Origin of the sequence: Bradyrhizobium elkanii USDA 76 (assembly GCF_023278185.1) — a bacterium.
Lineage (GTDB): Bacteria > Pseudomonadota > Alphaproteobacteria > Rhizobiales > Xanthobacteraceae > Bradyrhizobium > Bradyrhizobium elkanii.
Window position 1 is genome coordinate 241,899 of the sequence record NZ_CP066357.1, and the last position, 26,396, is coordinate 268,294.

Annotated in this window: 24 protein-coding genes and 6 pseudogenes; 16 read left to right on the forward strand and 14 right to left on the reverse strand. The window is 60.4% G+C overall.

The genetic code is table 11. The features are described 5' to 3' along the window. Window position 1: 1 nt before the first annotated feature. On the reverse strand, window positions 2-1,111 hold the full coding sequence (locus JEY66_RS44220) for an IS630 family transposase (protein WP_026193393.1): 1,110 nt from the start codon (window positions 1,109-1,111) through the stop codon (window positions 2-4). A 91-nt stretch (window positions 1,112-1,202) separates the two neighbouring features. Between JEY66_RS44220 and JEY66_RS45665 the strand changes: the two are divergent. Next, a pseudogene (locus JEY66_RS45665) lies at window positions 1,203-1,400 on the forward strand (transporter); the annotation flags it as partial. Window positions 1,401-1,409: 9 nt separating this feature from the next. After that, window positions 1,410-2,172: pseudogene (locus tag JEY66_RS44225) on the forward strand (IS6 family transposase). A 116-nt stretch (window positions 2,173-2,288) separates the two neighbouring features. On the opposite strand, the gene JEY66_RS44230 reads toward JEY66_RS44225, so the two are convergent. The 3 genes from JEY66_RS44230 to JEY66_RS44240 all read right to left on the reverse strand — a co-directional run bounded on the left by JEY66_RS44230 (window position 2,289) and on the right by JEY66_RS44240 (window position 4,796). Continuing rightward, window positions 2,289-3,164 carry a beta-keto acid cleavage family enzyme gene (locus JEY66_RS44230; RefSeq protein ID WP_018273757.1) on the reverse strand — a complete coding sequence of 292 codons (876 nt, stop codon included), beginning with the start codon at window positions 3,162-3,164 and terminating at the stop codon, window positions 2,289-2,291. A gap of 23 nt (window positions 3,165-3,187) precedes the next feature. Continuing rightward, on the reverse strand, window positions 3,188-3,721 hold the full coding sequence (locus tag JEY66_RS44235) for a cupin domain-containing protein (RefSeq protein WP_028182026.1): 534 nt from the start codon (window positions 3,719-3,721) through the stop codon (window positions 3,188-3,190). A 76-nt stretch (window positions 3,722-3,797) separates the two neighbouring features. Next, window positions 3,798-4,796, reverse strand: coding sequence for a fumarylacetoacetate hydrolase family protein (locus tag JEY66_RS44240; protein WP_018273755.1), 999 nt, complete (start codon window positions 4,794-4,796; stop codon window positions 3,798-3,800). A gap of 210 nt (window positions 4,797-5,006) precedes the next feature. Between JEY66_RS44240 and JEY66_RS44245 the strand changes: the two genes are divergently transcribed. Continuing rightward, window positions 5,007-5,645, forward strand: coding sequence for a TetR/AcrR family transcriptional regulator (locus JEY66_RS44245; RefSeq protein WP_041482966.1), 639 nt, complete (start codon window positions 5,007-5,009; stop codon window positions 5,643-5,645). A 21-nt stretch (window positions 5,646-5,666) separates the two neighbouring features. Here the strand turns inward: JEY66_RS44245 and JEY66_RS44250 are convergent, their stop codons facing one another. The 8 genes and pseudogenes from JEY66_RS44250 to JEY66_RS44285 form a co-directional block, all read right to left on the reverse strand. Next, a complete protein-coding gene (locus JEY66_RS44250) occupies window positions 5,667-6,152 on the reverse strand; it encodes a PaaI family thioesterase (protein ID WP_018273753.1) in 486 nt (161 codons plus the stop codon). 24 nt (window positions 6,153-6,176) lie between these two features. Next, window positions 6,177-7,280, reverse strand: coding sequence for an MFS transporter (locus JEY66_RS44255; RefSeq protein ID WP_018273752.1), 1,104 nt, complete (start codon window positions 7,278-7,280; stop codon window positions 6,177-6,179). Between the two features lie 222 nt (window positions 7,281-7,502). Continuing rightward, a pseudogene (locus JEY66_RS44260) lies at window positions 7,503-8,265 on the reverse strand (IS6 family transposase). 234 nt (window positions 8,266-8,499) lie between these two features. Beyond that, the gene (locus JEY66_RS44265; protein WP_018273725.1) at window positions 8,500-9,306 is read right to left on the reverse strand and encodes an amino acid ABC transporter ATP-binding protein; all 807 of its coding nucleotides are present in this window, start codon (window positions 9,304-9,306) and stop codon (window positions 8,500-8,502) included. Between the two features lie 8 nt (window positions 9,307-9,314). Then, window positions 9,315-9,965, reverse strand: coding sequence for an amino acid ABC transporter permease (locus tag JEY66_RS44270; RefSeq protein ID WP_018273724.1), 651 nt, complete (start codon window positions 9,963-9,965; stop codon window positions 9,315-9,317). Then, on the reverse strand, window positions 9,962-10,627 hold the full coding sequence (locus tag JEY66_RS44275) for an amino acid ABC transporter permease (protein WP_018273723.1): 666 nt from the start codon (window positions 10,625-10,627) through the stop codon (window positions 9,962-9,964). Before JEY66_RS44275 ends, JEY66_RS44270 begins: the two co-directional genes overlap by 4 nt. Before the next feature lie 24 nt (window positions 10,628-10,651). Then, complete coding sequence (locus JEY66_RS44280) at window positions 10,652-11,494, reverse strand: transporter substrate-binding domain-containing protein (protein WP_100213547.1); 843 nt, start codon at window positions 11,492-11,494, stop codon at window positions 10,652-10,654. Between the two features lie 129 nt (window positions 11,495-11,623). Beyond that, window positions 11,624-12,541, reverse strand: a complete 918-nt coding sequence (locus JEY66_RS44285) for a LysR family transcriptional regulator (RefSeq protein ID WP_018273721.1) — start codon at window positions 12,539-12,541, stop codon at window positions 11,624-11,626. Between the two features lie 110 nt (window positions 12,542-12,651). On the opposite strand from JEY66_RS44285, the gene JEY66_RS44290 reads away from it, so the two are divergent. From JEY66_RS44290 to JEY66_RS44350, 13 genes and pseudogenes are all read left to right on the forward strand, one after another. Continuing rightward, a complete protein-coding gene (locus JEY66_RS44290) occupies window positions 12,652-13,623 on the forward strand; it encodes an NAD(P)-dependent oxidoreductase (RefSeq protein WP_018273720.1) in 972 nt (323 codons plus the stop codon). A 23-nt stretch (window positions 13,624-13,646) separates the two neighbouring features. Beyond that, complete coding sequence (locus JEY66_RS44295; protein WP_141382147.1) at window positions 13,647-15,152, forward strand: aldehyde dehydrogenase family protein; 1,506 nt, start codon at window positions 13,647-13,649, stop codon at window positions 15,150-15,152. Between the two features lie 26 nt (window positions 15,153-15,178). Then, the gene (locus JEY66_RS44300; protein ID WP_141382149.1) at window positions 15,179-16,225 is read left to right on the forward strand and encodes a glutamate cyclase domain-containing protein; all 1,047 of its coding nucleotides are present in this window, start codon (window positions 15,179-15,181) and stop codon (window positions 16,223-16,225) included. Window positions 16,226-16,434: 209 nt separating this feature from the next. Beyond that, complete coding sequence (locus JEY66_RS44305; protein ID WP_026193384.1) at window positions 16,435-17,745, forward strand: PLP-dependent aminotransferase family protein; 1,311 nt, start codon at window positions 16,435-16,437, stop codon at window positions 17,743-17,745. After that, window positions 17,742-18,758 carry a glutamate cyclase domain-containing protein gene (locus tag JEY66_RS44310; protein WP_018273716.1) on the forward strand — a complete coding sequence of 339 codons (1,017 nt, stop codon included), beginning with the start codon at window positions 17,742-17,744 and terminating at the stop codon, window positions 18,756-18,758. The genes JEY66_RS44305 and JEY66_RS44310 overlap by 4 nt, the downstream gene beginning before the upstream one ends. Before the next feature lie 17 nt (window positions 18,759-18,775). After that, on the forward strand, window positions 18,776-19,525 hold the full coding sequence (locus tag JEY66_RS44315; protein WP_018273715.1) for an amino acid ABC transporter ATP-binding protein: 750 nt from the start codon (window positions 18,776-18,778) through the stop codon (window positions 19,523-19,525). Between the two features lie 43 nt (window positions 19,526-19,568). Further along, complete coding sequence (locus JEY66_RS44320) at window positions 19,569-20,444, forward strand: transporter substrate-binding domain-containing protein (protein ID WP_018273714.1); 876 nt, start codon at window positions 19,569-19,571, stop codon at window positions 20,442-20,444. A 53-nt stretch (window positions 20,445-20,497) separates the two neighbouring features. Then, the gene (locus JEY66_RS44325) at window positions 20,498-21,160 is read left to right on the forward strand and encodes an amino acid ABC transporter permease (protein ID WP_174771050.1); all 663 of its coding nucleotides are present in this window, start codon (window positions 20,498-20,500) and stop codon (window positions 21,158-21,160) included. After that, window positions 21,157-21,819, forward strand: a complete 663-nt coding sequence (locus tag JEY66_RS44330) for an amino acid ABC transporter permease (RefSeq protein WP_018273712.1) — start codon at window positions 21,157-21,159, stop codon at window positions 21,817-21,819. The genes JEY66_RS44325 and JEY66_RS44330 overlap by 4 nt, the downstream gene beginning before the upstream one ends. Before the next feature lie 164 nt (window positions 21,820-21,983). Further along, window positions 21,984-22,386, forward strand: a pseudogene (locus JEY66_RS44335) (TraB/TrbI/VirB10 family type IV secretion system protein); the annotation flags it as partial. Further along, the gene (locus JEY66_RS44340; protein ID WP_018273711.1) at window positions 22,383-22,670 is read left to right on the forward strand and encodes a DUF2274 domain-containing protein; all 288 of its coding nucleotides are present in this window, start codon (window positions 22,383-22,385) and stop codon (window positions 22,668-22,670) included. The pseudogene JEY66_RS44335 and the gene JEY66_RS44340, both read left to right, overlap by 4 nt. A gap of 233 nt (window positions 22,671-22,903) precedes the next feature. Beyond that, window positions 22,904-23,664 (forward strand): annotated as a pseudogene (locus JEY66_RS44345) (IS5 family transposase). A gap of 111 nt (window positions 23,665-23,775) precedes the next feature. Then, window positions 23,776-24,543, forward strand: coding sequence for an IS6 family transposase (locus JEY66_RS44350; RefSeq protein WP_051110228.1), 768 nt, complete (start codon window positions 23,776-23,778; stop codon window positions 24,541-24,543). Here the strand turns inward: JEY66_RS44350 and JEY66_RS44355 are convergent. Together JEY66_RS44355 and JEY66_RS44360 are read right to left on the reverse strand one after the other, a co-directional pair. Further along, window positions 24,483-24,823: pseudogene (locus tag JEY66_RS44355) on the reverse strand (oleate hydratase); the annotation flags it as partial. The gene JEY66_RS44350 and the pseudogene JEY66_RS44355 overlap by 61 nt on opposite strands. A 45-nt stretch (window positions 24,824-24,868) precedes the next feature. Continuing rightward, complete coding sequence (locus JEY66_RS44360) at window positions 24,869-25,627, reverse strand: glucose 1-dehydrogenase (RefSeq protein WP_026193380.1); 759 nt, start codon at window positions 25,625-25,627, stop codon at window positions 24,869-24,871. Window positions 25,628-26,396 lie beyond the last annotated feature (769 nt).

Here is a 26,396-nt window from a genome sequence, read left to right on the forward strand (position 1 = left end):
TCTAAAGTTCGCTACATAAAGTCTGCTGGGCTCTGTGGCAGAAGCGTTTGACGGAAGCCAAGATCTGGTCTGCGGACTTGGTCCATTTGAAGGGCTTCGGGTTATTGTTGTGCAGTTCGATGAAGGTACGGATGTCGGCCTCGAGCTGCCTGACGGAGGTGTGAACACCTCGCTGGATCTGCTTTCTGGTGAGTTCAGCGAACCAGCGCTCGATCTGATTGATCCATGACGTGGAAGTCGGCGTGAAGTGGACATGATAGTGCGGCCGGCGAGCGAGCCACGCTTTGATCTTGGGTGTCTTGTGGGTGGCGTAGTTGTCCATGACGATATGGACAGCGAGCCCCTCAGGGATTTGAGCGTCGATCTCTTTGAGGAACTTCAAGAACTCGACCGCCCGATGGCGCTTGTAGCATTTGCCAATGACAAAGCCGGAAGCGACATCGAGCGCGGCAAACAGCGTGGTCGTACCATGCCGCACATAGCTGTGCGTGCGACGTTCCGGCACCCCAGGCATCATCGGCAAGACCGGCTGCTCGCGATCGAGTGCCTGGATCTGGCTTTTCTCATCGACGCTGAGGACAACGGCTCGGGTCGGTGGGGACAGGCAAAGCCCGACAATATCGCGGACCTTGTCGACGAACAGTGGATCGCTCGACAGTTTAAATGTCTGGCTGCGGTGAGGCTGCAAGCCGAACGCCGCCCACATTCGGCGGATCGTGGTGTGAGAAAAGCCAGCTTCCGCAGCCATCGAGCGGATCGACCAGTGCGTCGCGTCGCGCGGCGTCGTACGCAATGTCCGCTCGATTACCTCAGCAACCTGATCGTCGTCGATGGTTCGAGGGCGGCCAGGGCGGGCTTCGTCAAGCAGGCCATCACAGCGATCCTTCAAGAATCGGCGGCGCCACTTGCCAACGGTGTGTTCATGGATGCCAAGTTCGGCAGCCACAGACTTGCTTGGCAGACCATCTGCACACCGCAGGATCGCGCGGCACCGCTCAGATAGCGATCGGGCTACACGATGACGACGAACTTGCCTCTCCAAGTACGCCCGCTCCTGCGCACTCAGCACTAACGGCGCAATCGGCCGGCCCCGCACACCTGCATTCGCCACTAGCACTCTCCTCTCTAGAGATTCGAGCTATCAACTAATGTGACGAACTTGCGTTCCAGATGACTAGAGACTCGGCGATAGCGGGTTCTTCGTCAAAGCCGCTCTGGGCATGTATATACCCACCGGCACTTTGCAGGGACCTGCGGGGCTCTCCAATGTGGGGGATCCGTGGTGGACCTTTCAACCCAACCTGGCCTTCTCCTACCTGAAGGATGGATGGAATCTCACGGTCAACGTGTTCGACGAGAGGTACCGTCAAGTTAACGAATTGGAGCGGCCAAGGGGATAGACGAGCGGCATGCCGATCGCCCGGGACCCTCTTTATCGCCGCCATCGCTTCCCACCGGAAGTGATCAGCTATGCCGTTTGGTTGTATTTCCGGGTTCCCTTAAGCTTGCGCATGGTCGAGGAAATGCTGGCAACGCGTGGCATTGGCGTGACCTATGAAACCGTGCGCCAGTGGGGACGGAAATTCGGCAAGCCGTTCTCCGATCGGATCCGCCAGCGCGCACCCGCTCGCGGTGACAAATGGCATCTGGACGAAGTCGTTATCTCGATCGCGGGCGTACAACATTGGCTCTGGCGCGCTGTCGACCAGAATGGCTTCGTTCTCGACGTCTTGATCCAGCGCCGAAGAGACTCGCGCGCTGCCCAGCGGCTCATGAAGAAGCTCTTGAAATCCGCCGGCACGCCGCCGCGCGTGATGATCACGGACAAGCTCCGTTCGTACGGCGCTGCGAGGGCGAAGATGGGCTTTCACGTCGAACATCGCCAGCACAAAGCTCTCAACAATCGGGCCGAGAATTCTCATCAGCCGACGCGGCGACGCGAGCGGATCATGAAGCGTTTCAAATCGTCCCATCAGGCTCAACGGTTTCTGTCAGTTCACGATCAGGTCGCGAACCTTTTCCACATCCCCTATCCCGGAGCTGTCACTGCCGACTTCCGTCGTGCTTCGCGCGAGCGAGCCTTTGCGACTTGGCGCGACATCTCCACGACAAGCGCTATCGCCGAATCTCGAACCTTTGAGAATGGCCTCCTTCGGCTCGGCGGTCGATTAAGTTGACGATGCCCCCCGAACCGGTTTGATCGCTTCACGAAACTGCTCGAGGCTTTTCCGGGTTTCCATCGATCAGCTCTGGACCTCATTCTCGCACCGTTTTCGCCGGCAAGCGAGTTAGCTGCCGAGCAACAGCTTCCTCGCCTCGCTCGGGGAAGCCGGCCTCGACCCGTGCCGCATCACAATCCGAGCCGCCTCTTCGACAAGCTCCGCGTTGTTCCCGGCGAGCTTACCTTTGGCGATGTAGAGATTGTCCTCGAGGCCGACGCGCACGTGCCCGCCAAGCTCGCACGCTGCGGCGGCGATCTTGAACTGGTCATGCGAAATGCCGAAGGCACTCCAGAGCGCTCCGGATGGCAGCATGCTGCGCATCAGCTGCAGCACATCGGCTTGGGCCGGCGCGCCCCAGGATACGCCGAGACAGAACTGGAAGAAGGTGGGTGCTTTCAGCACCCCAATTTCCAGCAGATGTTTGGCCAATCGTATGTGGCCGAGATCGAAGACCTCAATCTCCGGCTTGATGCCGGCGTCGGATATCGTTCGCCCCATGAACTCGAGATCGCTCACAAGGTTGACCATTGCTATTCGTCCGAAGTTCAACGTCGCCACGTCGAGGCTGCAGATTTCCGGCTTGAGCTTGAGGATATGGTCGAGCCGCTGCTGCGGCGTCATGGGTGGATTGACTCCGGGGGCTGGCTGCAGCCGCAAACCATCTGGGGCATATAGGGAGCCGGGTCCGCTGGTCAGGTTGATGATGACGTCCGTCGATGCCCCCCTGATGCGCTCCACGACCTCCGCGTAAAGTTCGAATTCGACCGACGGTGCGCCCGTCGCGGGGTCGCGCACATGAATGTGGACGACCGCAGCTCCAGCATTCGCCGCGTCAATGGCTTGATCGGCGATCTGCTTTGGCGTGACGGGGACCGCCGGACTCCTGCCGACGGTGTCCCCCGCACCGGTCAGGGCACAGGTAATGATGGTCGGATTGGACATCGAATTGCGCGGCTCCCAGCTTTCTATTGGTGCTCGGCATCGATCAGCACGAACGCGACCCTGGAGATCCGGTCGGAACGATTGGACCACGCATGGTTGGTGCCGCGCTGGATCAATACATCGCCGGGCCGCATCAGCGTCTCGCCCTCGTCGAGCAAGGCCCAGATCTCTCCTTCCAGCACGATCGCGTAGTCGAGCGTATGCGTCTTGTGGAAGAAGAAGTGCCGCGCCTTGGTGTCGAAGGCTTCGGGGCTGCCGATCCCCGCCCTGAACTTCTCGAGCTCGTCGCGAGAGTAGAGGCTGTCCGGCGGGAATTCGGCGATACGCAGAACGTTCCCTCCGGCTGGAGGCTCGATGGCGAGCTTGCGATCCCCTGGAGCGGGTTCCTCCTGCTGCACGATGTCCGCGGGAGTTTTGTCGGCAACCCAGATTACGGTTCCTGCCAACCCCGGTGTCCCCGGCACAACATGCACGTTGGGTGCTGCACCATCCGAGACAATGACTGACCGGCCATCGGCGCGATGGCCGGTCACGATACGGCGAACGGGTTTTGCCATGATGATGTAATTCTCGATTGGATCTGAGCGGGTTGGGTTCGGGCGCTCCTGCCCTGACTGGGCTGTCCCAAGCGGATCACCAGAACTTCTGGCGCCTCTCGGGCCACCAGCGCTTTTCTTCCGGAGGGCCGATCTTGGTGCGGAGCGTACCGATCCGAGAGACCTCGAGTTCAAGGACGTCACCGGCTTCAAGTTTCCGGCCGATCTCCAGGCCGGATCCGTTGCCGACGGTGCCCGAAGCAAACAGGTCTCCCGGCTGCACGTATTCCGAGATCGACATGTAAGCCAGCGACTCACCCGGCGTCCAAATAGTCTCGGCACTATCTCCGCGCGAGCATTCCTTGCCGTTGATGCGAACCGCCATCTCAAGATCATCGAGACGGCCGATCTCATCCATCGTTACGATCCACGGACCGATACCGAAGGCACAATCCTTGCCCTTTCCGGGGCCCATGCCGATCTTCATCTCGAGCTTCTGGATGTCGCGCGCGCTGAAATCGTTGAAGATCGTCACGCCGAAGATCGCCCGCTGCGCCTCGTCGGGCGTCAGGTTGTGGCAGACGCGTCCGACGATGTAGCCAAGCTCCAATTCGTAGTCGAAATAATCGGTATAGAACGGCTTGGGCACTTCGGCATCGTGCCCGACGGCGGTGAACGGGGTACCCTTGAAGTAGCCCGGAATCTCAAGCAGCGCCTCGGTCGGCTCGGCCCCAATGCGCTCGTGGAATTGCTTGATGTGCTTGACGAAGGTGAGGCCATCCCGGATGACCGGCGGATCGATCGCGCTCAGCCAGTTCACGCTTGAGATTGCGGTAGAGGCATCATCGGCGCGCGCCTGTACGGCCTCATGAGCAGCCTCCAGGAAAATGTCGCCAAGACCGATCGCAGCCGACATGCTCCCTGGGAAGATCGCCGACGCCAACCGCTGGGCGCCCTCCTGCGTGGCCCCCTTCGCTTGCCGTCGCAGGATCTCCGCGGTCGCGAGGTCGATGACCCTGCTCTTCGCGGTATCCACCGCGACGAGGCGCGCGACCGATCCGAACGGCGTTCCGACTGAAATTCGTCCGAGCTTCACGTCGTCCTCCTTATTTATTATACGATACGTTTCGTATCTTTTCTGCTGCGGGGAGTCAAGCGGGCCGCTGCCGTCTTTCCGACCGGCCTTAATGGAACTCGTTTGTCGAAGGACGTGACGCCGTGCTACGGAAACGCACTGGCTCGATATCCATTGAATTGCTCGACACTGGCTATGGCATCAACCAAACGCGCTACTGCAGGCGGACCGATGAGTTCTCAAGATACCGAACCATCGGATTCAAGGCCGATCGGAAGACCGCGCGATCTCGCCTCCAAGCGGTCGATTTTGTCGGCCACAATGGGCCTTCTGCAAACGGTCTCGGTCGCCGATCTCGCGATCGAAACAGTGGCGCGCAACGCCAGGGTTTCAAAAGCCACGATCTATCGCTGGTGGGACAGCAAGGGCGCGCTGGTCATCGACGCGTTCATGGAGTCCCATTTCAGCAATACTCCGATGCCAACGGCGGTCGACCCGCGGACCGCTATCAAGCGGCACCTCACCTCCCTCGCGCAATATTTCAGCGGCCGCGCCGGGAAGCTGGTCGTTCAAATCCTGTGCGAAGGCCACGACAACGATGCGCTTTTGGCAGAGTTCAATGAACGGTTCGCGAAGAACCGTCGGCGTCTCGTTCAGGAAACCTTTGAGCGTGGACAGCAGGAGGGACTATTCAGGCCCGGCATCGATGCAGCCTGGGCTGTCGAGATGCTGTACTCGCCGATCTACCGGCGCTTGATCTTCGGCCAGCCGCTGGATGCAGAGTTCATCGAGCTCCTTTGCGGGAGCGTCGACTCTATGTTTTCCACGGATGTCAAGTCCAAGACGTCGCGACAGAAATCAAAAGCATAACTCTCGCTGGACTTCACAATCTCACGCGGTCTCGGCGCCAGCAAATGGCTCGATGCCCGACTTGCGGCGCGGCGCCACGACGGCCAGCGAGGACACAGAGGTGACCACTGCCTTGCTTTCGCGATCCAGAAGCTGTGCACGCGTGAACACGACGGCCTTTCCGCAGCGTTCGACTTCGGCGACTGCTCTGTATTGGCCCGGCTTAGCCGACCTGAGATACGAGACGTTCATGTTGATCGTTGCAACGGAAAGTCCATCAGCAATTGCCAACAGCGCCGCATAGGCCATGGCGAAGTCGAGCATCATCGCGACCGCGCCCCCGTGAACGACGTCCTCGGCCTGCAAAAATTGCTGACCGACAATAAAGGACAGCTCGATGCGTGGCCCCGCGAGGTCGATTTTTTCGAGGTTGATTTTCAATGATTCGGCAAGGGAGCTCGATTTGACAGCAACCGGCAACCCCTCCCCCGACTGGTATTGACGCAGAAGCTTTTGATCCAGGTTCATTGCTGATTCCAAATCGCTATCGAGTCATGCCACGCTCGGCGCGATCGAACTGTCGCGGAAGACCGAAGATCGACCAATCAGGCAAAGAATGGACGAGACCAGCAGGCAGGTAGCGGCGACAACAAACCATGGCAGGTAGTTGCCGGCCCGATCATAGAGCATCCCGGCCAGGATCGGCCCACCGCCGCCACCGACCGACACCGCGAGATAAATGCCGCCAAACAGCGTGCTGAAGTGAGCTGGCGGGAAGCGTCTTCCGACCAGGAAAAGAGCGAGATCAAACTCCGAGCCAATGGTGAAACCCATGGCCAGCGTTCCCGGCACGATCAGCTCCGAGTTGCCCGACGCCAACATGAGCACACCGCAGGCAGACAACAGAAAAATCGCGGCCGCAAGCAGGTTGGTTTCGATGATATCCAGCAGGAATCCTGTAATCAGTCGCCCCGCGATAACAGCAAAGCCTATCAAACCCGCTAGTCCCGCAGCGGCTGCAGCCGGAGTACCGCGGTCAGTCAGCATCGGGACGAAATGGACGATCGTGCCGAAGATTCCCGTCGATGCCAGCAGGAAGATGATGGCGAGCAGCAGAAAGCGTCGATCGGCGTACAGACCCCAGTTCTGCCGTGCCGCGCCGGGCTTGGATCTTTCGTGCCCAGCCTGGCTCTTCAACAGCAGCGCGATGATCGGAATCATGCCGAAAGTCAGTATAGCCAGCCCGATATAGGCTCCCCTCCATCCGTAAGCGTCGAGTAACCGCCCGACCAGCGATGGAAACGTCAGAGCAGCGAGGCCAGGCCCGCAATACACGATCCCGTAGACAAGCCCCAAGCGTCGCGGAAAATTGCCGACGATCATGCGGCCGTAAGAGACGGGAGTCGTCGCGCTACCAAGAACAGCCAGAACGAACGTGAGAAGAAGGAAGCTGACGAGCCCGCCGGTTACCAGACCCAATAAAAGGAACGAAAGCGCTAACGCGCCTCCCGACAAGAGCGCCATTCGAAATGCACCGAACCTGTCCACCAACCGCCCCGCAAAGGGACTAGCCACACCGATGGTCAGTATTCCGATCAGTGGACCGAGAGACGCCATCCCGCGCGTCCAGCCGTACTCGGCGGCAAGCGGCTTCAAGAACAGGCCCGAAGTATAGAATTAGATCGATGAGACGCTCATCATCATGCCGAGCAGGCAACCCACAATCAGATTCCGGCCCCGCCAAAGCTCGCGTCGCGAGCTGATTTCGCCGTCCATCCTTTTCCTCCCAATAGGCCCGTAGCAGGCTTTTATAGTTATTACACGTATCGTTTCGAAAATACTTATGTCAAGAGAAGCCCTCCGCGCGGCATCGTCAACTTAATCGACCGCCGAGCCGAAGGAGGCGATTCTCAAAGGTTCGAGATTCGGCGATAGCGCTCGTCGTGGAGATGTCGCGCCAAGTCGCAAAGGCTCGCTCGCGCGAAGCACGACGGAAGTCGGCGGTGACAGCTCCGGGATAGGGGATGTGGAAAAGGTTCGCGACCTGATCGTGAACTGACAGAAACTGTTGAGCCTGACGGGACGATTTGAAACGCTTCATGATCCGCTCGCGTCGCCGCGTCGGCTGATGAGAATTCTCGGCCCGATTGTTGAGAGCTTTGTGCTGGCGATGTTCGACGTGAAAGCCCATCTTCGCCCTCGCAGCGCCGTACGAACGGAGCTTGTCCGTGATTATCACGCGCGGCGGCGTGCCGGCGGATTTCAAGAGCTTCTTCATGAGCCGCTGGGCAGCGCGCGAGTCTCTTCGGCGCTGGATCAAGACGTCGAGAACGAAGCCATTCTGGTCGACAGCGCGCCAGAGCCAATGTTGTTCGCCCGCGATCAAGATAACGACTTCGTCCAGATGCCATTTGTCACCGCGAGCGGGTGCGCGCTGGCGGATCCGATCGGAGAACGGCTTGCCGAATTTCCGTCCCCACTGGCGCACGGTTTCATAGGTCACGCCAATGCCACGCGCCGCCAGCATTTCCTCGACCATGCGCAAGCTTAAGGGAAACCGGAAATACAACCAAACGGCATAGCTGATCACTTCCGGCGGGAAGCGATGGCGGCGATAAAGAGGGTCCTTGGCAGTCCGCATGCCGCTCGTCTACCCCGCTTCACGGCCACCTTGGCACTATTTGTCGGCGCACGAGACTCGTATCCGCAACCGGTTCGCTATACGCGGTGGGATCAGGGGCAGGGCGGTCTTGTTTGAAATTCGATTGCGTTCGTTGCGCTCTGGTTGGGGTGTTTCTGGCGTGAAACTGGCGCGGTGATTCCTCATCTCTCCGTCCTCCGCACCAGCGCCAGTGGCTCCCGTAAAGAATGGTCGCTAGGTGTCTTGAACTTCGTTGACGGATCGATCCATTCCGAGAAACGACCGAAACCTCTCAGTTTGAGGATTGGCCATGATGTCGTGCGGCGCGCCGTGCTCCATGATCACGCCGCCGTCCATGAAAATAACGCGATCGGCAACCTCCCGGGCGAAGCCCATCTCATGCGTGACGACGATCATCGTCATGCCCTCGTTGGCCAGTTCCCGCATGACGCGGAGCACTTCGCCGACGAGCTCGGGGTCGAGGGCCGACGTCGCTTCGTCAAAGAGCATGACAGCGGGTCGCATCGCGAGCGCGCGGGCGATTGCCACGCGCTGCTGCTGGCCGCCGGAGAGGCGGGCGGGATATTGGTCGGCCTTGTCGGTCAAGCCGACCTTCTCTAGCAACTCCAGCGCGTGCTTCCTCGCCTCAGTCCTGTCTCGGTGCTGGACCGACACGGGCCCCATCATGACGTTCTGAAGGACGGTCCGATGCGGGAACAGATTGAAGCTTTGAAAGACCATTCCGACATGCTCACGGTTCTTCGCAACTACCTTCTCATCGAGCATGCGGCGACGGCCTGCGCTGTCGCTCTGATAGCCGACCGGTGCCCCATTGACCGTGATTGTGCCGTCCTCGAATGTCTCAAGGAAGTTGACGCAGCGCAGCATCGTGGACTTGCCTGATCCGCTCGGGCCCAGAACGACAACGACTTCACCGCGCCGGACATCGAAAGAAACCCCGTTCAGGACACGATGCGCCCCGAAGGATTTCACGAGGCCATTCACTGATACGATAATGGGCGATCCGGCGGAGATGGTCATGGGCACCCTCAGTGATCGAAGGAGAGTTTCCGCTCGCAATAGTTCGCGAGCAGCGAAATGGGGTAGCAGATCAAAAAGTAGATCAGCATGACACCCAGGAAGATTTGGAAAGCCGCGAGTGTTCTCTCCACGACCTCGCGAGCAGCAAAGGAGAGTTCCCAGGCTCCGACGACCGAGGCGTAAGAGGTCTGCTTGATCGCCATAAGCGAGATGTTGAGGATCGGCGCAATCGAGAGACGGGCTGCCTGAGGGAGGACGACCTCACGGAGCATCGTCAGCGGCCGCATGCCAAGGCTCTTAGCTGCTGCGATCTGGCCGGTCGGCACGGCTGCGATGGCGCCGCGCACTGCCTCGGTGACGAAGGCGCCGACATAGAAGACCATCGATATCATGACTGCGGCGTAGGCGCTGAGACGGATTCCAAATGCCGGGAAAGTGTAGAAGCCGAGAAACATCACGACCAATACCGGAATGCCCCGAAACACGAAGACGTAAGCCGTGACGAGGGACCGAAGGATCGGTCCACCTCCGCTCGAGATCGTTCCGACGACCGCGCCAAGAAGCGTGCCGGCTATGACGACGACGAAGGCGAGCCATAGCGTGACAAGCGCACCCTGCAACAGGTAGGGCAGGTTTGCGATAAGGACGGATATGCTCATCCGAGCCTCCGCGAGAAGCGCATCTCGCTGACTCGAAACCCGGCGCCGATGACGGAAGTCAGGATTAGATAGAGCGCCGCAACGAGGATGAAGACCTCAAAGGACGCTCCTGATCTTTCGATGATGACCTTGCCGGACAGTGTCAGGTCAAGCACACCGATCGCCGATACGAGAGACGTGTCCTTCACAAGGACGATCAGTTGGTTCGAGACGGGTGCCATGACCTTGATAGCGGCCTGTGGAAGAACGATCTGGCGAAAAATCGCCCAGCGGCGCATGCCGATCGCCTGTCCCGCCTCCCACTGCTTGGCGCCCACGGCCGCGATGCCGCTGCGCAAGAGCTCAGACAAAAAGGCTGCGTGCTGAAGCGCGACGGCGAGGACACCGCAGGTGATCTCACCCCAGAAGATTCCCACGAGTGGCAGGCCGAAGAAGAGGAGGTACATCTGGACGAGGAGCGGTGTATTCCTCATCACCTCGACATAGGCTCGTACAAGAGCGCTGGGTAGCCGCCAGCCGGCAACGCGCGGCACAGTGAGAAGCACGCCGATTGCGAGAGCCGTCGGCGCCGCGAGCGCCGCGACAGCGATGGTAACGAGCATCCCGTTCCAGAGTTGCGGAAGGTAGCGGACGGCGAAGTTGCCAAACTGTGACCAATCCATCACCCGCCCTCTCTGCGCAGTCGATCAGTTATTGTTGAGATACCACTTCGCATTCTTCGGCTTTTCGCCGAACCACTTCTCGTAGATCGCGCTGTACTCGGCGAAGAGATACCCGCCGGTCATCTCGGACACGACGAGATCGAGGTATTGCCAGAGCCGGAAGTCGCCCGGCTTCATGAAGATACCCGTGTTGACGACATCCGTCAGGCGAGTTTCCATCACGCGCATGTCCGGGTTGGACTTGACATACCATGCGGCTACGGGAGCATCGAGCTGAGCGGCCTGGGCTCGGCCAAGCTTCACAGAGTTGAATTGCGAGGCGATGCCGTCAAAGGTCTGGAGCTTGGCCTGCGGGAAGAGGCGCTTGGCGCGCTCCTCCTGGGTCGGCGTGGTCAGATTGGCGATGGTGACGTTCGGCTTGTTCAAATCGTCGAGCGTCTTGAAGGGCGCATCTTTGCGGACGATGAGGACGATGCCGCCATCGATATAGTTGCGGGTGAACGCGACCCGCTGCGCGCGGTCGGCGTAGATGGTTGTCGTCTGCGCGCCAAAGTCGATCGTGCCGTTCTGGGCATTGGGCCAGCGCTGGGCTGCGCTCTGGCGAATGAACTCGACCTTGTTGGGATCACCGAAAGTCGCTTTGGCGATCAGCCGGGCAACATCGATGTCGAAGCCCACCAGCTCCCCCTTCTCGTCGACGAAGCCGAAAGGAGGTGACTCGCTCGACACGCCGACGACCAGCTTGCCCCGCGCCAGGATTTCATCCAGCCTGGACTTCTCCTGAGCGTGGCTCGCCCCGGCCGCGAGCGCGAACCCGCAGAATGCCGCAACCAGATCGGTGACGAACCGCAGTCCATAGCTTCGCATGTCCATGCTCCATTGGTTGTTGGAAAGATAGAAGTGTGGCCTTTGCTCAACGACTAGCGCTCGTCTTGCCGCGGCGAAAGAACACGGTTCCTGACGGAGCACGTTAGAAATAGTTACGCTGCCAACGTTTTAGAGGCGGCAATTGAGGGCCGCTCGCTCCAGGGCCGCCAATGCAGCGGCAACGATAGGGCGCCGGGATGTGCCCTTGGGAACGGCGCTGAATATGTGTCTGTGTAAGGCGGGCGCAATGGGAAGAACGCGAAAGTCGGGATCCTTGTCGAGGGGCTGCACCGCAAGACCGGGCAGGACTGTTACGAATTGTCCGGTGCGTACCATCTCAAGGGTGGCAGAAATATTACGAGCGCTGCAGCCAATCTTCATTTCGAATCCGGCAGCCAAGCACGCGTTAGTCAAGTTCTGCTGATAGGCGACCGCCGTTTGGTTGATCGCCCACTTCTCGTTCGAGAGATCCTTGAGCTCTATGCTTGTCAAGTCGGCCTTCGCGAAGCGGTGGTCTGACGAAAGGATCGCACTCAAGGCGTCGACATAGAGGGGGTGGAATTCGAGGGCCTGTTGGTACGCACTTGCATCGGCATAATCGTCGACAATTGCGATATCGACCTGCTTGGCGACGGTTGCCTTGAGGCCTTCGGTCGGCTCGAGTTCGACGAAGATTGCATCGATCAGGGGGTGTGTCTTGTGGAGATAGCCCAAGGCTCTTGGAACGATGCTGGTCGCGACACTCCCGAATGCGGCAAGTCGTAGTTCGCCCGCAGGAGGTCCGTCCTTCTCGTCGAGCTCGGCTTCGATGCGCTCTGCCAGTTGCAGCAGCGGCGTGACGCGATCCAGGAGTTGCTGCCCTTTGGTTGTCAGGCGCAGCCCTCCTGCCGAACGCTCGAAAAGTACCGCTCCCGCCTCGCGTTCGAGCAGCGCCAACTGTTGCGACACGGCTGGCCGTGTCTGGCCGAGCGCTCGTGCCACCGCCGAGATCGTGCCGAGCTCGGAAAGCTCATGAAAGAGACGTAGTCGTGAAAGACTGAGGGCCAAACTGGCATATCTCCAAAGAACCCGAGAGTAAGAATTTCTTTCGCCTCGCGTCAATTGGACTGGTCTTCCGGGGCCGGTCGAACCGGCCCAAAACCGCCGGCATCACCCTTGTGATCGCGATCATCGCGAAGATGAGGCTGCGATCGCCGAGTTTTGACCGGCCTATCGGCCAATATCGCGAGGATTTATCGATGCCGACGATCGCCTTCTTGGGTGTTGGCCGCATGGGTTCACATATGGCGCGTCGGCTTGCCGAAGCCGGACATAAGGTGCGGGCCTTCGATCCCAACGCGCCGGCCGTCGCCAAGCTTGCCCCGGCTGGCGTGGAAGCTGCCGCAAGCCCCAAGGCCGCTGCCGCTGGAGCCGATTTTATTCTGGCGAGCCTCCCTTCTCCAGTGGCCCTGACGGCGGCCGTAACCGGTGAGGACGGGATCCTCGCCGCTGCGAAGAAGGGCGCGACTGTGGTCGATTTCAGTACGGTAGACCCCGAGACCACCAAGGCGGTCGCTGCAGTCTGCGACAAAGCTGGGATCAACTATCTCGATGCGCCCGTCAGCGGCGGCGTCGCCGGCGCAGAAAATGGCAAGCTCCTGATCATGATCGGGGGCGACCAGACCGTGCTGGATGCGACGCGCCCTGTGCTTGAGACGCTGGCTGGCAAGATCATTCATTGCGGCCCGGTCGGTTCCGGACAACTTATGAAGTTGAGCCACAACCTGTTGACCGCGATCAACACGGTAGCACTCGGCGAGGTGCTGGCAGCTAGCGTGAAGTCCGGCGCGAAGCTCGACGTGTTGCTCGAGGTTCTCGGCGGAGGTCTCGCCGGCAGCAAGATGCTGGATTGGCTTGGCAAGACGCTCTTTACGCAGGAGCGGCCAGCCTTCTTCGCGCTCGACCTGATGCACAAGGACATCTCGCTCGCACTCGACGAGTTCACGGCTTCACCGATGTATCTCGGGCAGCTCGTTCGCCAGATCTACAATACGGCCCGCGCGGATGGTCTGGGCGGAAAGGATTCCACTAGCGTCTCGGAGGTCTACGAGCGACTGCTCAAGGTCAATCTCCGTCACCCCGCAGCATGATTTCGAAGAACAGGAACGAACAAATGAGAGCGCAACGCGCCACCACCAGCTACGATTCCGAACTGACGTTGCCGCGCTCCGGGCTGCTTGGCAACTTCATCGGAGGAAAGTGGATCAAGCCGGTCTCGGGCCGCACGATGGCAGTCGAGAATCCCTGCCGACGCGACACCATCGCCATGGTCGGGGCTGCGGACAAGCAAGACGTCGATGCCGCAGTCGCGGCGGCCAAGGCGGCCTTTCCGAACTGGCGCCGCATGGCGGCACGAGCCCGCGGTGCGTTATTGACTGAACTCGGCAATCGCGTATCGGCGCATGCCGAAGAGATCGCCAAGATCCTCGCGGCCGAAACGGGTAACGCGCTGCGCACGCAAAGCCGACCTGAGGTCGCGAGCACTGCCGAGGTCCTGCGCTACTACGGCGGCGTGGTATCCGAGCAGAAGGGCGAGACGTTGCCGCTCGGCCCGGGGATATTCAGCTACACTACGCGAGAGCCGCTTGGCGTCGTCGGCGCGATCATCCCCTGGAATTCGCCTCTCGTACTCGCGGCCGTGAAGATCGGCATGGCGCTCGGCACCGGTAACACGCTGGTTCTGAAGCCTGCCGAGGACGCGCCGCTAGCGGTCATCAAGGTCGCGGAACTTGCAGCCGACATCTTCCCAGCCGGCGTCTTCAATGTCGTCACCGGAACGGGCATCGAGGCCGGTGCTCCGCTTTCGAACCATCCCGACGTGTCGAAGATCTCGTTCACAGGCTCGGTCGAGGTGGGAAAGCTCGTGGCGCATGCCGCCGCCGACCGCATTGCGAAGGTCACCCTTGAGCTCGGCGGCAAGAGTCCCTGCGTCGTCTATCCAGATGCGGCGACGCCCGAGCAACTCGATACCTGCGCGACAAACGTCATCAATGCCATGCGCTTCGCGCGCCAAGGGCAGTCCTGCACGGCGGGCTCGCGGCTCTTCATCCACCGGGACGTGTTCGCGCCGGTGGTTGCAAAGGTTGTCGAGAAGCTGAAGGCCATGAAAGTCGGCGACGCGCTCGACGAGGCCTCTGACATCGGCGCGATCATCAACGCCGAACGCTACGGAGAGGTTTGCGCTTTTATCCGCGAGGCCGTCGATCGTGGCGCGAAGGTGGAGATTGGCCAGGTCCCAGCTCCCGCCAACGACACCGACGGCTTCATGCCGGGCCCCGTCGTGCTGACGGGCGTCGACAATAGCTGGCGGGTTGTGCGCGAGGAGGTCTTCGGGCCTGTCCTGGTTGCGATCCCCTGGACGAACGAAGACGAGATGATCGGCTGGGCGAACGACACCCATTACGGTCTCGCCGCCTACATCTTCACGAACGACATCACCACCGCCCTGCGCGCAGCGGAGCGAATCGATGCTGGCTGGCTCCAGATCAACCGTGCCGGCGGGCAGATCCCGGGCATGTCCTACGGCGGCGCCAAACAGAGCGGCATCGGCGCCGAATATTCCATCGAAGGAGCCCTCGAGAGCTACACCTATCGCAAGAGCGTGACCGTCACGGTGTGAGCCGACAGACAGGCCAAGAGGTCTCCATGGTTATGCTCTTAACCGAAGACTCCACCGGTCCGGACCCTCTTCTGGCCATGGCGGGCGAGCGGTTCGATCGTCTGATGACGATTGAATCCCGTCCTCTTTCGGGCGGGCTTCCACCGGGTCTCGTCGTTCCGATGTACGAGATCTGCCGTCGTCATCACGGCGAGCCGTTGTCCACGTTGGCAGCCAGAGCACTCATGTCGCGCGTCGTCTACGGTGACAACGTCATCGTGGCGACAGGTGCCGGCGTTCCGCCCAAACTCCCGCAGGGCGAAACCGACGGACCGCCAGGCGCCGCTGTCCTTGCACGGGCCATAGCTCTCGGTCTTGGCGCCCAGGTCACAATTGTTTCGGAGGAGGCTCATTTTAAGCCGGTGGAGGCCTGCGCCGCGCTCGTTGGATCCTCTACCGCAAGGCCAATCAAGGTGGAGACTATCCCGCCTCATTCTAAGTATGGGCCCAAGGCCGTCGAGGCGCTGATGGCGCGATACCAGCCATCGGCAATCGTCTTCGTCGAGCTCGACGGCCCCAACCCCGATGGTCTTTTCCACGGTGTCCGGGGCGACCGTCGCCCTGCAGGCACGATGGCGCATCTTCATTTGCTCGCGGAGGCCGGACGCGCGGCGAAGCGCTTGACGATAGGAATTGGCGACGGCGGTAACGAGGTCGGCTTCGGCGCGGTGCGGACCGCACTTGCCGCGTTCCATCCCAACAGCTTCGTTGTCACGGCAGTCGAGACAGACGTGGTCGTCAGCGCTGCGATATCGAACTGGGGCGCGTACGCCGTTTGCGCCGGACTTGCTGTCGGAATAGGCAGTCCCGACCTGCTACATAACGATACTCTCGAAGGGGATCTGATCAGAGCCTGCGTTAGCGCGGGCGCTCGTGATGGCGCTACGGCAAGCACCGAACCCCTCGTTGACGGTGTCCCTGAGAGCGGTCATCGGGGCTTTGTCAGTCTGCTCCAAAGCATCGTTGCAAGTTCGTCAAGCGAACCTGGTCCGGATTCATCATCGCGTCAGCGATCTCGTGAGGTGACGTCGTGACGCCGAGCTACGACTTCGCTGTTGGGCCCGACTTCATCGGTCTCGTACCGGGCTTGAAGCATCGGGAATGTCTCGCGTGGCGTATTCGCGCGGCAAGACGCTTTCGCCGAATGCTCCTGACAAGAACGCCCATTTCATCGCGCATCGCCGGTCACCTTGGCTCCCTGGTTGTCCGCATCGCCAAGTCACACCGGTTCTAGGAGAAGATGATGACAGCCGTCGCCTCGGAGTCGAAAACGCAATCCCCGAAGCCCACAGATCGCTTCGGCAATCCCATCGATCCCATTGTCGGCTTTGCGCGTGGTACCATCATCCGATCCAGTGTCGACGAAGCGCGTCGCCTTCGGCAGGGACAGGCCGTAGCGGCCGATCGTGTCCGCAAGCTCGGCCCGCATTCCATCGGTGTGTTCACGGGAAATCAGCGAGACTTTCCGCTTAAGCCGGAGGATCTTACGACACTGTGCGAGGAATGGGTCGGCCCGGGCCTCTTCGCCGAAGACCTCAGAGTGGCCGCGATCACTCACCTCGGTGGCGAGGACGGGGATGGCGTCGCTGTATTCAATCGCACCAGCGCGGGAATCATTGCCACCATCGTCGCTCATGCCGCCGGCAGCCCCGTGATTTCGGTCGTCCCTCCGGGCGGGCGATCGCACGCTTCGGTGATCCGAGGCTGTTCCATCGCCCGGGTGGAACTCGTCGAAATCGGGGGCGATCGCGACTGGCAGGCAGCTCTGACCAAGGCGAAACCCAACCTCGTCGTCGTCACCACCGTAACGAGCGCCCTCGAGCTTCTGGATGACACCGTGACCTCGGCTGTCGTCAAAGCCTCCCACGCGGTCGGCGCTATTGCGTTCGTGGACGACGCTTATGGCGCCCGTCTGCGTCCTGTGCTCCACGGCGGTAAGCCGGGCCTCGCCCTCGGCGCCGATCTCGCGATTACCAATTGCGACAAGGCGGGTCTCGCCGGACCGCGCGCAGGCGTCCTTGCCGGCCGCCCCAATCTTGTCACGGCGGCGTCAGCGAAGGGCGCTGAATTTGGGATGGAGGCACGCGCGCCGATCGCCGCTGGCGCCATGCGGTCTCTCCAGGCGTTTCGGCCTGAAGACCTGCGGGAGGAGGCTCGCTCCGGACAGGCGCTCGCTGTCGCACTCGCCGAGAAGCTGGGTCGCGACCTCGTGGTTGTCAGCGATCTCGGACCAATGGTCGACGAGCAAGATGTGCTCGCCGTTGTCCTGCGGCGCGCCGGCCGTTCCGCCGAAGGCCTCGGGCTCGTTCCCTGCGAGGTCTCCTCTGCGCTCGGCATGGTCCTCCTGCGCGACGCTGGAATCCTCACGGTCAACACCCACGGACAGCCTGGGGCGCGTGTGTCGCTGCGCCTGAAGCCGACACTCGACGCGATCGGGAGAGTTGGCGGCCAGGATGCCGTCGTCGCCGCCGTTGATACTGCACTCGATCATCTCGCCTCGCGGATCGACGATGTCTCCGCAATCTCACAGCTCGTTCTCGGAGAGCAGGCATGAGCAACGCCAACACTGCCTTTGCGGGCATGGATGACCGGCTCGACCGACTGGTCAATCTCGATCTCGGGGGCCGAGGCGTCGAACATCTTTACGAGGCGGCTCGCGCGCGGCAAGGCGGTGCCCTGTGCGGCGCGGCCGCCGAGGCGCTCGCCGCTATCCCGGTGGGGGCGACAGTCGTGGTGACGACGGGCTCCGTCTCGCGGGCCTGGATTTCGCCCACTATCGGCGAGAACGACGGGCCTGCCGGCGCCGCCGCGGTCGTGCGAGCGCTTGCCCTATCCAAGCGAGCGACCTGTGTCGTTGTCGCGGAGGAGACCCTGCTCGACGGCACCGCCAAGATCCTCACCAGCGCCGGCCTGTCGGTGCTCCCCTACGAGCAGGCGCGGATTGCGAGCGGCGACGGAAGCCTCGCGGTCGCCAGCACGCGCTCCTTTCCCGTGACGGACGCCGAGGCGAAGGCCGCCTCCGCCGCCTTGCTCGATGAATTAAAGCCTGCCTTGGTCTTCTCAACGGAGCGGGTTGGCCGTAACGCCGACGGCATCTATTGCTCGATGCGCGGTATCGACTACGGCATGGGGCGGGCCCGGATTGACTACTTGTTCGACGAGGCGCTCGCCCGCGGGATTCCTAGCGTCTGCGTGGGCGACGGGGGCAATGAGATAGGCATGGGGGTCGTCGCCGACGCCGTGCGGCGCCATGTGAAGTTCGGCGACGCGCGGCCGGAAGGCGGTGCCGGCATCGGAGCGGTGACTGGCACCGATGTCCTAGTCACCGCAGCCTGCTCGAACTGGGGTTGCTACGCCATCCTGGGGGCGCTTGCGGCCCGTCTGAAGAGGCCCGACCTCCTCCATGCGCCAAAAATGGAAGAACACCTGCTGCGTCGCGGTGTCGACATCGGCTTGATCAACTCGGTCGGCAACGTCGTCGATGCTGACGTCGATGGGATTCCTCTCCAGACGCATGTCGCGATGACCGACCTGATCTCCGCGGTCGTTCGACCAGCGTTGCGCTGAAAACAGAGAGGCGCCCAGTGTCAACCGAACCGATTGCACCCTTCCTCGATCTGCGTGGCATACGCGTTTCGTACGGATCAAACGAGGTTCTGAAGGGCGTCGATCTCTCGGTTCGTCAAGGCGAGGTCGTCGTCATCATTGGCCCGAGCGGCAGCGGCAAGAGCTCGCTCCTGCGAACGGTTAACATGCTTCAGCCGGTCGTCGGCGGTGAGATCGTGCTGGAAGGCCAGGACTTGCTCTCCGGCAAGCAGGACGTGAATAAGGTCCGCCAGCGCGTGGGAATGGTGTTCCAGCACTACAACCTGTTTCCGCATCTTACCGTTTTGAAGAATCTCACCTTGGTTCCGCGGCGCGTCTTGAAGGAGCCGACAGCGGAATCGGAAGCGCGCGCCCGAGAGTTGCTCGCGAAGGTCGGTTTGGCAGACAAGGAGAGCAGTTATCCCGACCAGCTTTCGGGAGGTCAGCAGCAGCGTGTCGCGATCGCCCGAGCCCTGATGATGCGTCCTCACGTGATGTTGTTCGATGAGGTCACATCGGCGCTCGATCCTCAGCTCGTACGCGAGGTCTTGAACGTCATGAAGGATCTCGCGAGTTCCGGCATGACTATGCTCGTCGTGACGCACGAAATGAGTTTCGCGCGAGAGGTCGGCGACACACTCGTATTTATGGCCGACGGTGTGGTCGTTGAGAAAGGACATCCGGCCGACGTCCTCGATCGACCTGGTCACGACCGCACGCGCCAGTTCCTGTCACACACTGACGTCTGACCTACTTTTTTCGCCATACCAAGATCAACAGGAAAGCGGAGATATGAACATGCTGAAATGCCTAGCCGCGATCGCGGCCCTGTCATTTTCGATAGTGGCGTTGCCGGCCATCGCGCAGTCGAAGGTGGACGTGCCGCTGCCCACGGACCTCGCCACGCCAAAGGTGCTGACGATCGGCATCAATTGCCAGTATCCGCCCGCCGGCTATGTCGGGCTCGATGGAAAGCCCGCCGGCTTTGAGTATGGGCTCGTAAAGCGCATCGCCGAATTTGCCTTCGGCACCGAAGCGGGTCTCCAGACCCAATGTATGAACGACAGCAACCGTATCCCGTTCTTGCAGTCCAGCAAGGTCGACCTCGTGCTCGCCTCGCTTGCCAGAACTCCGGCGCGCGCCGAGCAAATCGACTTCTCGGATCCGATCTGGTTGAGCAATCTCCAGCTTGTTGTGAAGAAGGATTCTCCCATCAACAACTACGCCGACCTCGCCGGTCGCACGGTCGTGACGCCGACAGGGAGCACCTACCAGACCTGGTTACAGAAGTGTCATCCGAAGGCGAACCTGATCACGGCCCAAAGCCCGGCCGATTCCTCCACGATGCTGATCCAGGGGCGTGCTGACGCCTTCGCCTATATCGACGTCTACGACTACAACTTCGTGCAGAACAACAAAAACTTCAAAGTCGTTGGCGAGCTCGCTTCACCTGCGATCCAGGGTATTGGTGTCAAGAAGGGCAATGCGGCCATGCTTGCCTGGATCAACGCAGTGATCGCCAAGATGCGCGAAGAAGATGCCTTCTACAAAGCCTTCGCCGAAGAAGTCAAGGATCCGACGATGGTCGCGAAGTATCGCAATGTCGTCCCGGGGCCGAATGTCAAGCTCGACTATGCCGGCGTCGATCCCATGGAGTGCAAATCTTGAGGGTCCCGGCAGCGCGATAGCGTCCCAATTCGGCTTGAGCGGAGGTGCGGATCGTGCAGAACGATCTCATGAAAGAGGCAACTGAGCTGCTGGCGGGGCTCGGCAACAGCCTCCTCATCAGCGCGATCGGCATCGCGCTCGGAATTGGGATCGGGCTCGTACTCGGGGCAATACGCTATGCACGGATCCCCATCGCCAACATTGCAATCGTTGGATTCGTAAATGCATTCCGCTGCACGCCGCTCCTCGTACAGATATTCCTTCTGTTCTACGCGCTACCCGACATAGGCATCCGTCTGACGCCATTCGAGACTTCCTGGCTAGCGCTCGCATTGTGGGGCGGTGCTTATCAAACGGAGGTCTTCAGGGCCGCATTCGAAGCTGTGCCGAAAGGCGAAGTGACGGCAGCTCGCGCTCTCGGCTTGCCGGCATTCCAGACCTTTCTTGACGTCACACTCCCGATCGCGTTGCGCATGGCGATCACCGGAACAACGACCACGGCGATCACGCAGTTCAGATCGTCCTCCTTCATGATCGTCGTCGGCTATCAGGAATTGACCTATGTCGCCAACCGGATCGTGTCAGATACGTTTAAAGTGTTTGAGACCTTCGGTATCGCTTGTCTCATGTACCTGCTGGTGTGCAGCATCCTCAGCGCTTTGTCTCGTACGTTCGAGCGCAGGCTCGCGATTCCGGGGCTGGGAGTAGTTAAATGAGCAACTGGGTTTGGCCTGTCACCCTTTACCTTGGTAAGGGCCTTTTGGTCACTTTGTGGATCTCGCTGCTCACCGTCATTTTGGCGACAATGCTTGGTCTCCTGATCGCGGCGCTGTCGCAAAGCACGCTCACGTTCGCGCGCTTTGTCGGACGGCTTTACGTCGAGTTGTTCCGCGGCGTGCCGTCGCTTATGATACTCCTCTTCGTGTTCTTTGCACTTCCGCAAATTGGTCTCCGCACGGGCCCACTCACGGCCGCAATAATCGGATTGGGGCTCTGGGGTGGGGCGAACATCGGTGAGGTCTTTCGAGGCGCCTTGGATTCAATTCCACATCGCCAAGAGCAGGGCGCCCGAGCGCTTGGCTTGAGCGCAACGGAAGCGCTTGTGTTCGTCATTTTGCCACAAGCATTTCGGCGTGCGTTGCCGCCCTACGTCGGGCAGCTCACCGTCCTCGTCCAGGCGAGTGCACTGACGTCCGTTGTCGGCGTGTCGGATCTCTTGGGATCGGCGCGTCAAATGATAGAAAGACTAGCGTATGTCGGAACCGGAGACTCACACGCCATCGAGATCTATCTGGGCGTGCTGAGCATATTCTTTGTGATCTGCTACGCGTTGACCGGGCTGGCCAGTATGATCGAACGCCGTCTTCGAGTCTGAAAACAATTCCTAGTCGATCGAAACCTTCGAGGGAAAGGCAATTGCGCCGTTTGAGCGAACCCGCTCGACTCCATCGAGCGCTTTGCGCGGAGACATGTTCTAGTTCAAGCAAAGCCCAAACTGCACCGAGAGCGCGCCCACGCCAGTCAGATCATCGCCTGAAAAGCGGCCGTGCGGACGGCCAGAGTCGAATCCTCTTGGTCTGGACTCGCATCATCATACCGGACGGCAACTCGATCGTGCTGGAGCGCCAGCCGGGCGCCGACGCTGGTGGTTATGCCGGACTCGAGGACGATGTCGACAACCACTGGGGCATGCTATTCAAGGCCGCCGTTCTCTCGACCATGCTCAGCGTCGGAGCGGAGGCGGCACGAGCCAAATGAGAACAACCTCGTTCAAGCGATTCGTAGCGGTGCGTCCAACAGCATCAGCCAGACCGGCCAATTGGTCGTGCAGCGTCAGCTCAACATCCAGCCGACGCTGACCATCCGGCCAGGTTTCCCGGTCCGCGTGATCGGCACGCGCGATTTGGTGCTGGCGCCCTACAGCAATGGAGGAACGCCATGACGAAGCTCAAGCTTGAGCCGCTTGAAGACGACAAGCCAGTCAAGCTCACGATCGAGCTGCCGGCGGCGGTCTTTAGGGATCTCAGAAGCTACGCCGAGATCCTGACGCATAGCGTAGGTCTGATGACGCGGACCGAGCCTAAACTGATTGCGCCGATGATCGAGCGTCGCACGGCGACCGACCGCGCCTTCGCGAAAGCACGGCGAAATGCCACTCAGCTCGCACCTCGGTATAGCGTTCACGACGCAGGTCAAGAAACGGACGCAGCGATGGATTGCCGTTAGCCTGCCGCCAGTAAGCGCGAAAGCTGAGCACAGGGTTTGCCGATTCGGGAAGGCAAGGCGTCCAGCCATAAGATGTATTGGCCGAACAATTCGGTCGTCAAATCGGCCGGCGCCTGACCCCTGCCGCTATCGGCGAGAAAGCGGGCAAAGAACTTCAGTGCTTTCTAGGGTCTGTACCTGAATAGCGCCGCGTGATTCTCTTGCCTACGTGTTCTTGATTCGGGGGCGAGAGAATGCGCGCTAGTTTGTTTTGGCTGAATGACAGGCAATGGGCGCGTATCGAACCGCATCTGCCGACGGGACTGACGGGGCCGGATCGGGACGACGACCGGCGCATCATCAGCGGCATCATTCACATGCTGCAATCGGGTGCACGATGGCGCGATTGTCCGGGTGAATACGGCCCTTACACGACGATCTACAATCGCTTCAATCGCTGGGCCAAGCGAGGACGATGGTGCGCAATCTTCGAAGCGCTGGCCAAGCCTGGCGAAGACGGCGTTGTGCTGTCGCTCGATTCGACCTCGATCAAAGCTCATCGTTGTGCCTCCGGCGGAAAAGGGGGGAGCACAATCAAGCAATCGGCCGCTCGCGCGGCGGCCGCACTACAAAAATCCATGCGCTGAGCGATCCGCTCTGTCGGCCGGTCGTCCTGCATCTGACCCCAGGCCAGGATGCAGATATCGCGGCGGCGCCCGATGTCCTCGCGCTCGCGCCACCCATGAGCGCACTCCTCGCCGACAAAGGGTATGACGGCGACAACTTTCGCAGCGAAATCGTTCGTCGCGGCGCCAAGCCCGTAATCCCCAATAAATCTAACCGTGTCGTCATCCATCGCTTCAACAAACGCGCCTACAAAGGCCGAAATGTCATCGAACGCTGCTTTTGCAGGCTCAAGGACTTCCGGCGCATCGCCACGCGATATGACAAGCTCGCCCGGAATTTCTTGGCCGCTGTTCATCTCGCCGCTCTCGTCGCATATCGGCTCAATTGAGTCTGGACCCTAGCATTGGTGACGCGTGCTAGGTGACGACGCTGCATGATGCCCCCGGAACGGTACCGTCAAGTTAACGAATTGGAGCGGCGGAGCGGGTAGACGAGCGGCATGCGGACTGCCAAGGACCCTCTTTATCGCCGCCATCGCTTCCCGCCGGAAGTGATCAGCTATGCCGTTTGGTTGTATTTCCGGTTTCCCTTAAGCTTGCGGATGGTCGAGGAAATGCTGGCGGCGCGTGGCATTGGCGTGACCTATGAAACCGTGCGCCAGTGGGGACGGAAATTCGGCAAGCCGTTCTCCGATCGGATCCGCCAGCGCGCTTCCGCCCGCGGTGACAAATGGCATCTGGACGAGGTCGTCATCTCGATCGCGGGCGAACAACATTGGCTCTGGCGCGCTGTTGACCAGAATGGCTTCGTTCTCGACGTCTTGATCCAGCGCCGAAGAGACTCGCGCGCTGCGCAGCGGCTCATGAAGAAGCTCTTGAAATCCGCCGGCACGCCGCGGCGCGTGATGATCACGGATAAGCTGCGTTCGTACGGCGCTGCGAGGGCGAAGATGGGCTTTCACGTCGAACATCGCCAGCACAAAGCTCTCAACAATCGGGCCGAGAACTCTCATCAGCCGACGCGGCGACGCGAGCGGATCATGAAGCGTTTCAAATCGTCCCGTCAGGCTCAACGGTTTCTGTCAGTTCACGATCAGGTCGCGAACCTTTTCCACATCCCCTATCCCGGAGCTGTCACCGCCGACTTCCGTCGTGCCTCGCGCGAGCGAGCCTTTGCGACTTGGCGCGAAATCTCCACGACAAGCGCTATCGCCGAATCTCGAACCTTTGAGAATCGCCTCCTTCGGCTCGGCGGTCGATTAAGTTGACGATGCCCCCAGAGACACTCGAAATGATCCTCCATCTCTCTACCACCTCGAATCACGAATCCCCTTTCCGGATCCTGACTACCGTCCAACGCGCCCCCGGAACCGTGTGTCGTTCGAGGATGGTGATACGGTCGCCACGCATCTGCCCGTCGCGGATCAAGAAGGCCGCGCCGGAGAGCGCAGCCAACCCCGAACCAACGAACCAAGCTGTCTTGCTATCCACGCCGGCGGGTTTGCGGGGCCGAGCAAAAGCTTCGTAATTTCCACTGGTGTAATACATCGCGACATTCCATCTCGTTTGATGTGACAATCCGTCCGCTGATAGTCAGAAGATGTTTTCGACCGCCTGACACTTTTGCGGGACGCCGATCGTCAGACCGCCATCGACGACGATTTCGGAGCCCGTAAAATAAGAGGACTCGTCGCTAAGCAGGAACAAGACTGCCTGTGAAACTTCCTGCGGCTCGGCCGGCCGCCCGAGCGGAATTGGAAAACTGGAAAGATCGATGTTCTCTGTCATCCGAGTGTTGATGAAGCCCGGATGGATAGAGTTTATGCGAACGCCGGACGCGGCGGCCTCCAAGGCAGCGGACTTCGTTATGCCACGCACGCCGAACTTGGAAGCAACATAGGCGTGAAGCCCAGCACTACCCCTCAGCCCCTCGACCGACGAGATGTTGACGATCGACCCTCCGCCCGCGCGGCGCATGGCAGGTAGGGCAGTCTGCATTCCCAAGAACACACCAGTGAGATTGACAGCCAGGGTCTTCTCCCACTGCTCGAGCGGAAACAGCTCGATGGGAGCCATGCTGGCTATGCCTGCATTGTTGACGAGGCCGTGCAGCGCGCCGAACTTGCTCTCAACAGCCGCGATCGCCTGGCACCATTCCTCTGGCTGAGCGACGTCTTGATGCACATACATCGCGGATGGGCCAAGTTCGGCCGCGAAAGTCGCTCCTTCATTGTCAAGAATATCGGTGATCACGACTTTCGCGCCCTCGGCTACCAGCAGGCGCGCATGAGCGGCCCCCATCCCTCGAGCCCCGCCGGTTACCAAAATGACTTTTTCGCTCACGCGTCCCATAACTCTTGGTTCCCTCGATCAGTGGCGGTGCAGGGTTTTTCAGCATCAAAAAGGATGACGGGCATGTTGATCAAAATGGTTGAGAACGAGCGTTGAAAGTCGGGCAAGCCAAGAGTTGCGGTCTGCACCACGCCCCGGACTCTTGCCGATCTGCCCTCTGCTACGCATCATCTTTGATGCCCAAAGCCTGTGCGCAGTACCCGTGTAAATTGGCGCTAAAGCACTTCGATAACGATTTCACATCGCGAACGTGCTTCCGCCGCTCAGGCGTTAGCCATCCTTCGGATTGTTGCATTGGCTTTGCCGACTACCCCACCTTCTAGACGCCGACAATTTGCGACCGAATTTCCTCCGGTTTCGGAGATAGGATCGGTACCCGCGAGCGGAGCGATACCGGTGCCGAACGGTGCTGAGCTCCTTGTGGATCGAAAAGTGGGGCGCAGAACGCATGAGGTTCTCCTAAGTCTTGCGAATTGGAGTATCCATTCCGTGCAATCGGCGCGCCGAGACTCTGATGGGAAGTCAGCCTCACGTGACTCTTGCACAGGCGCTGGAGGTCTTCCGACTCTCTACCGAGACGGTGATGTCAGGGCCTGCGTTTTCTACCATCCGCAGCGATAATGTTACGCTGATCTGGTTTAATCGAGACACAATGGCGATAGCCATGCTGTTGCGAAAACTCGTGAGAGAGCCTCATCAACTTTCTGTCCGGATACTTGATCATGTCGGGCTTTCGACATCGCGTCGTCAATCGGACAAGCGAGGAAGA

What these genes read in the sequence shown, in the direction of transcription:
- JEY66_RS44230 (WP_018273757.1), bottom strand. Translation starts at nt 3,164, where the DNA reads ATGTCCAATCCGACCATCATTACCTGTGCCCTGACCGGTGCGGGGGAC.
- JEY66_RS44235 (WP_028182026.1), bottom strand. Translation starts at nt 3,721, where the DNA reads ATGGCAAAACCCGTTCGCCGTATCGTGACCGGCCATCGCGCCGATGGC.
- JEY66_RS44245 (WP_041482966.1), top strand. Translation starts at nt 5,007, where the DNA reads ATGAGTTCTCAAGATACCGAACCATCGGATTCAAGGCCGATCGGAAGA.
- JEY66_RS44250 (WP_018273753.1), bottom strand. Translation starts at nt 6,152, where the DNA reads ATGAACCTGGATCAAAAGCTTCTGCGTCAATACCAGTCGGGGGAGGGG.
- JEY66_RS44265 (WP_018273725.1), bottom strand. Translation starts at nt 9,306, where the DNA reads ATGACCATCTCCGCCGGATCGCCCATTATCGTATCAGTGAATGGCCTC.
- JEY66_RS44270 (WP_018273724.1), bottom strand. Translation starts at nt 9,965, where the DNA reads ATGAGCATATCCGTCCTTATCGCAAACCTGCCCTACCTGTTGCAGGGT.
- JEY66_RS44275 (WP_018273723.1), bottom strand. Translation starts at nt 10,627, where the DNA reads ATGGATTGGTCACAGTTTGGCAACTTCGCCGTCCGCTACCTTCCGCAA.
- JEY66_RS44280 (WP_100213547.1), bottom strand. Translation starts at nt 11,494, where the DNA reads ATGCGAAGCTATGGACTGCGGTTCGTCACCGATCTGGTTGCGGCATTC.
- JEY66_RS44295 (WP_141382147.1), top strand. Translation starts at nt 13,647, where the DNA reads ATGAGAGCGCAACGCGCCACCACCAGCTACGATTCCGAACTGACGTTG.
- JEY66_RS44300 (WP_141382149.1), top strand. Translation starts at nt 15,179, where the DNA reads ATGGTTATGCTCTTAACCGAAGACTCCACCGGTCCGGACCCTCTTCTG.
- JEY66_RS44305 (WP_026193384.1), top strand. Translation starts at nt 16,435, where the DNA reads ATGACAGCCGTCGCCTCGGAGTCGAAAACGCAATCCCCGAAGCCCACA.
- JEY66_RS44310 (WP_018273716.1), top strand. Translation starts at nt 17,742, where the DNA reads ATGAGCAACGCCAACACTGCCTTTGCGGGCATGGATGACCGGCTCGAC.
- JEY66_RS44320 (WP_018273714.1), top strand. Translation starts at nt 19,569, where the DNA reads ATGAACATGCTGAAATGCCTAGCCGCGATCGCGGCCCTGTCATTTTCG.
- JEY66_RS44330 (WP_018273712.1), top strand. Translation starts at nt 21,157, where the DNA reads ATGAGCAACTGGGTTTGGCCTGTCACCCTTTACCTTGGTAAGGGCCTT.
- JEY66_RS44340 (WP_018273711.1), top strand. Translation starts at nt 22,383, where the DNA reads ATGACGAAGCTCAAGCTTGAGCCGCTTGAAGACGACAAGCCAGTCAAG.
- JEY66_RS44350 (WP_051110228.1), top strand. Translation starts at nt 23,776, where the DNA reads ATGCGGACTGCCAAGGACCCTCTTTATCGCCGCCATCGCTTCCCGCCG.
- JEY66_RS44360 (WP_026193380.1), bottom strand. Translation starts at nt 25,627, where the DNA reads ATGGGACGCGTGAGCGAAAAAGTCATTTTGGTAACCGGCGGGGCTCGA.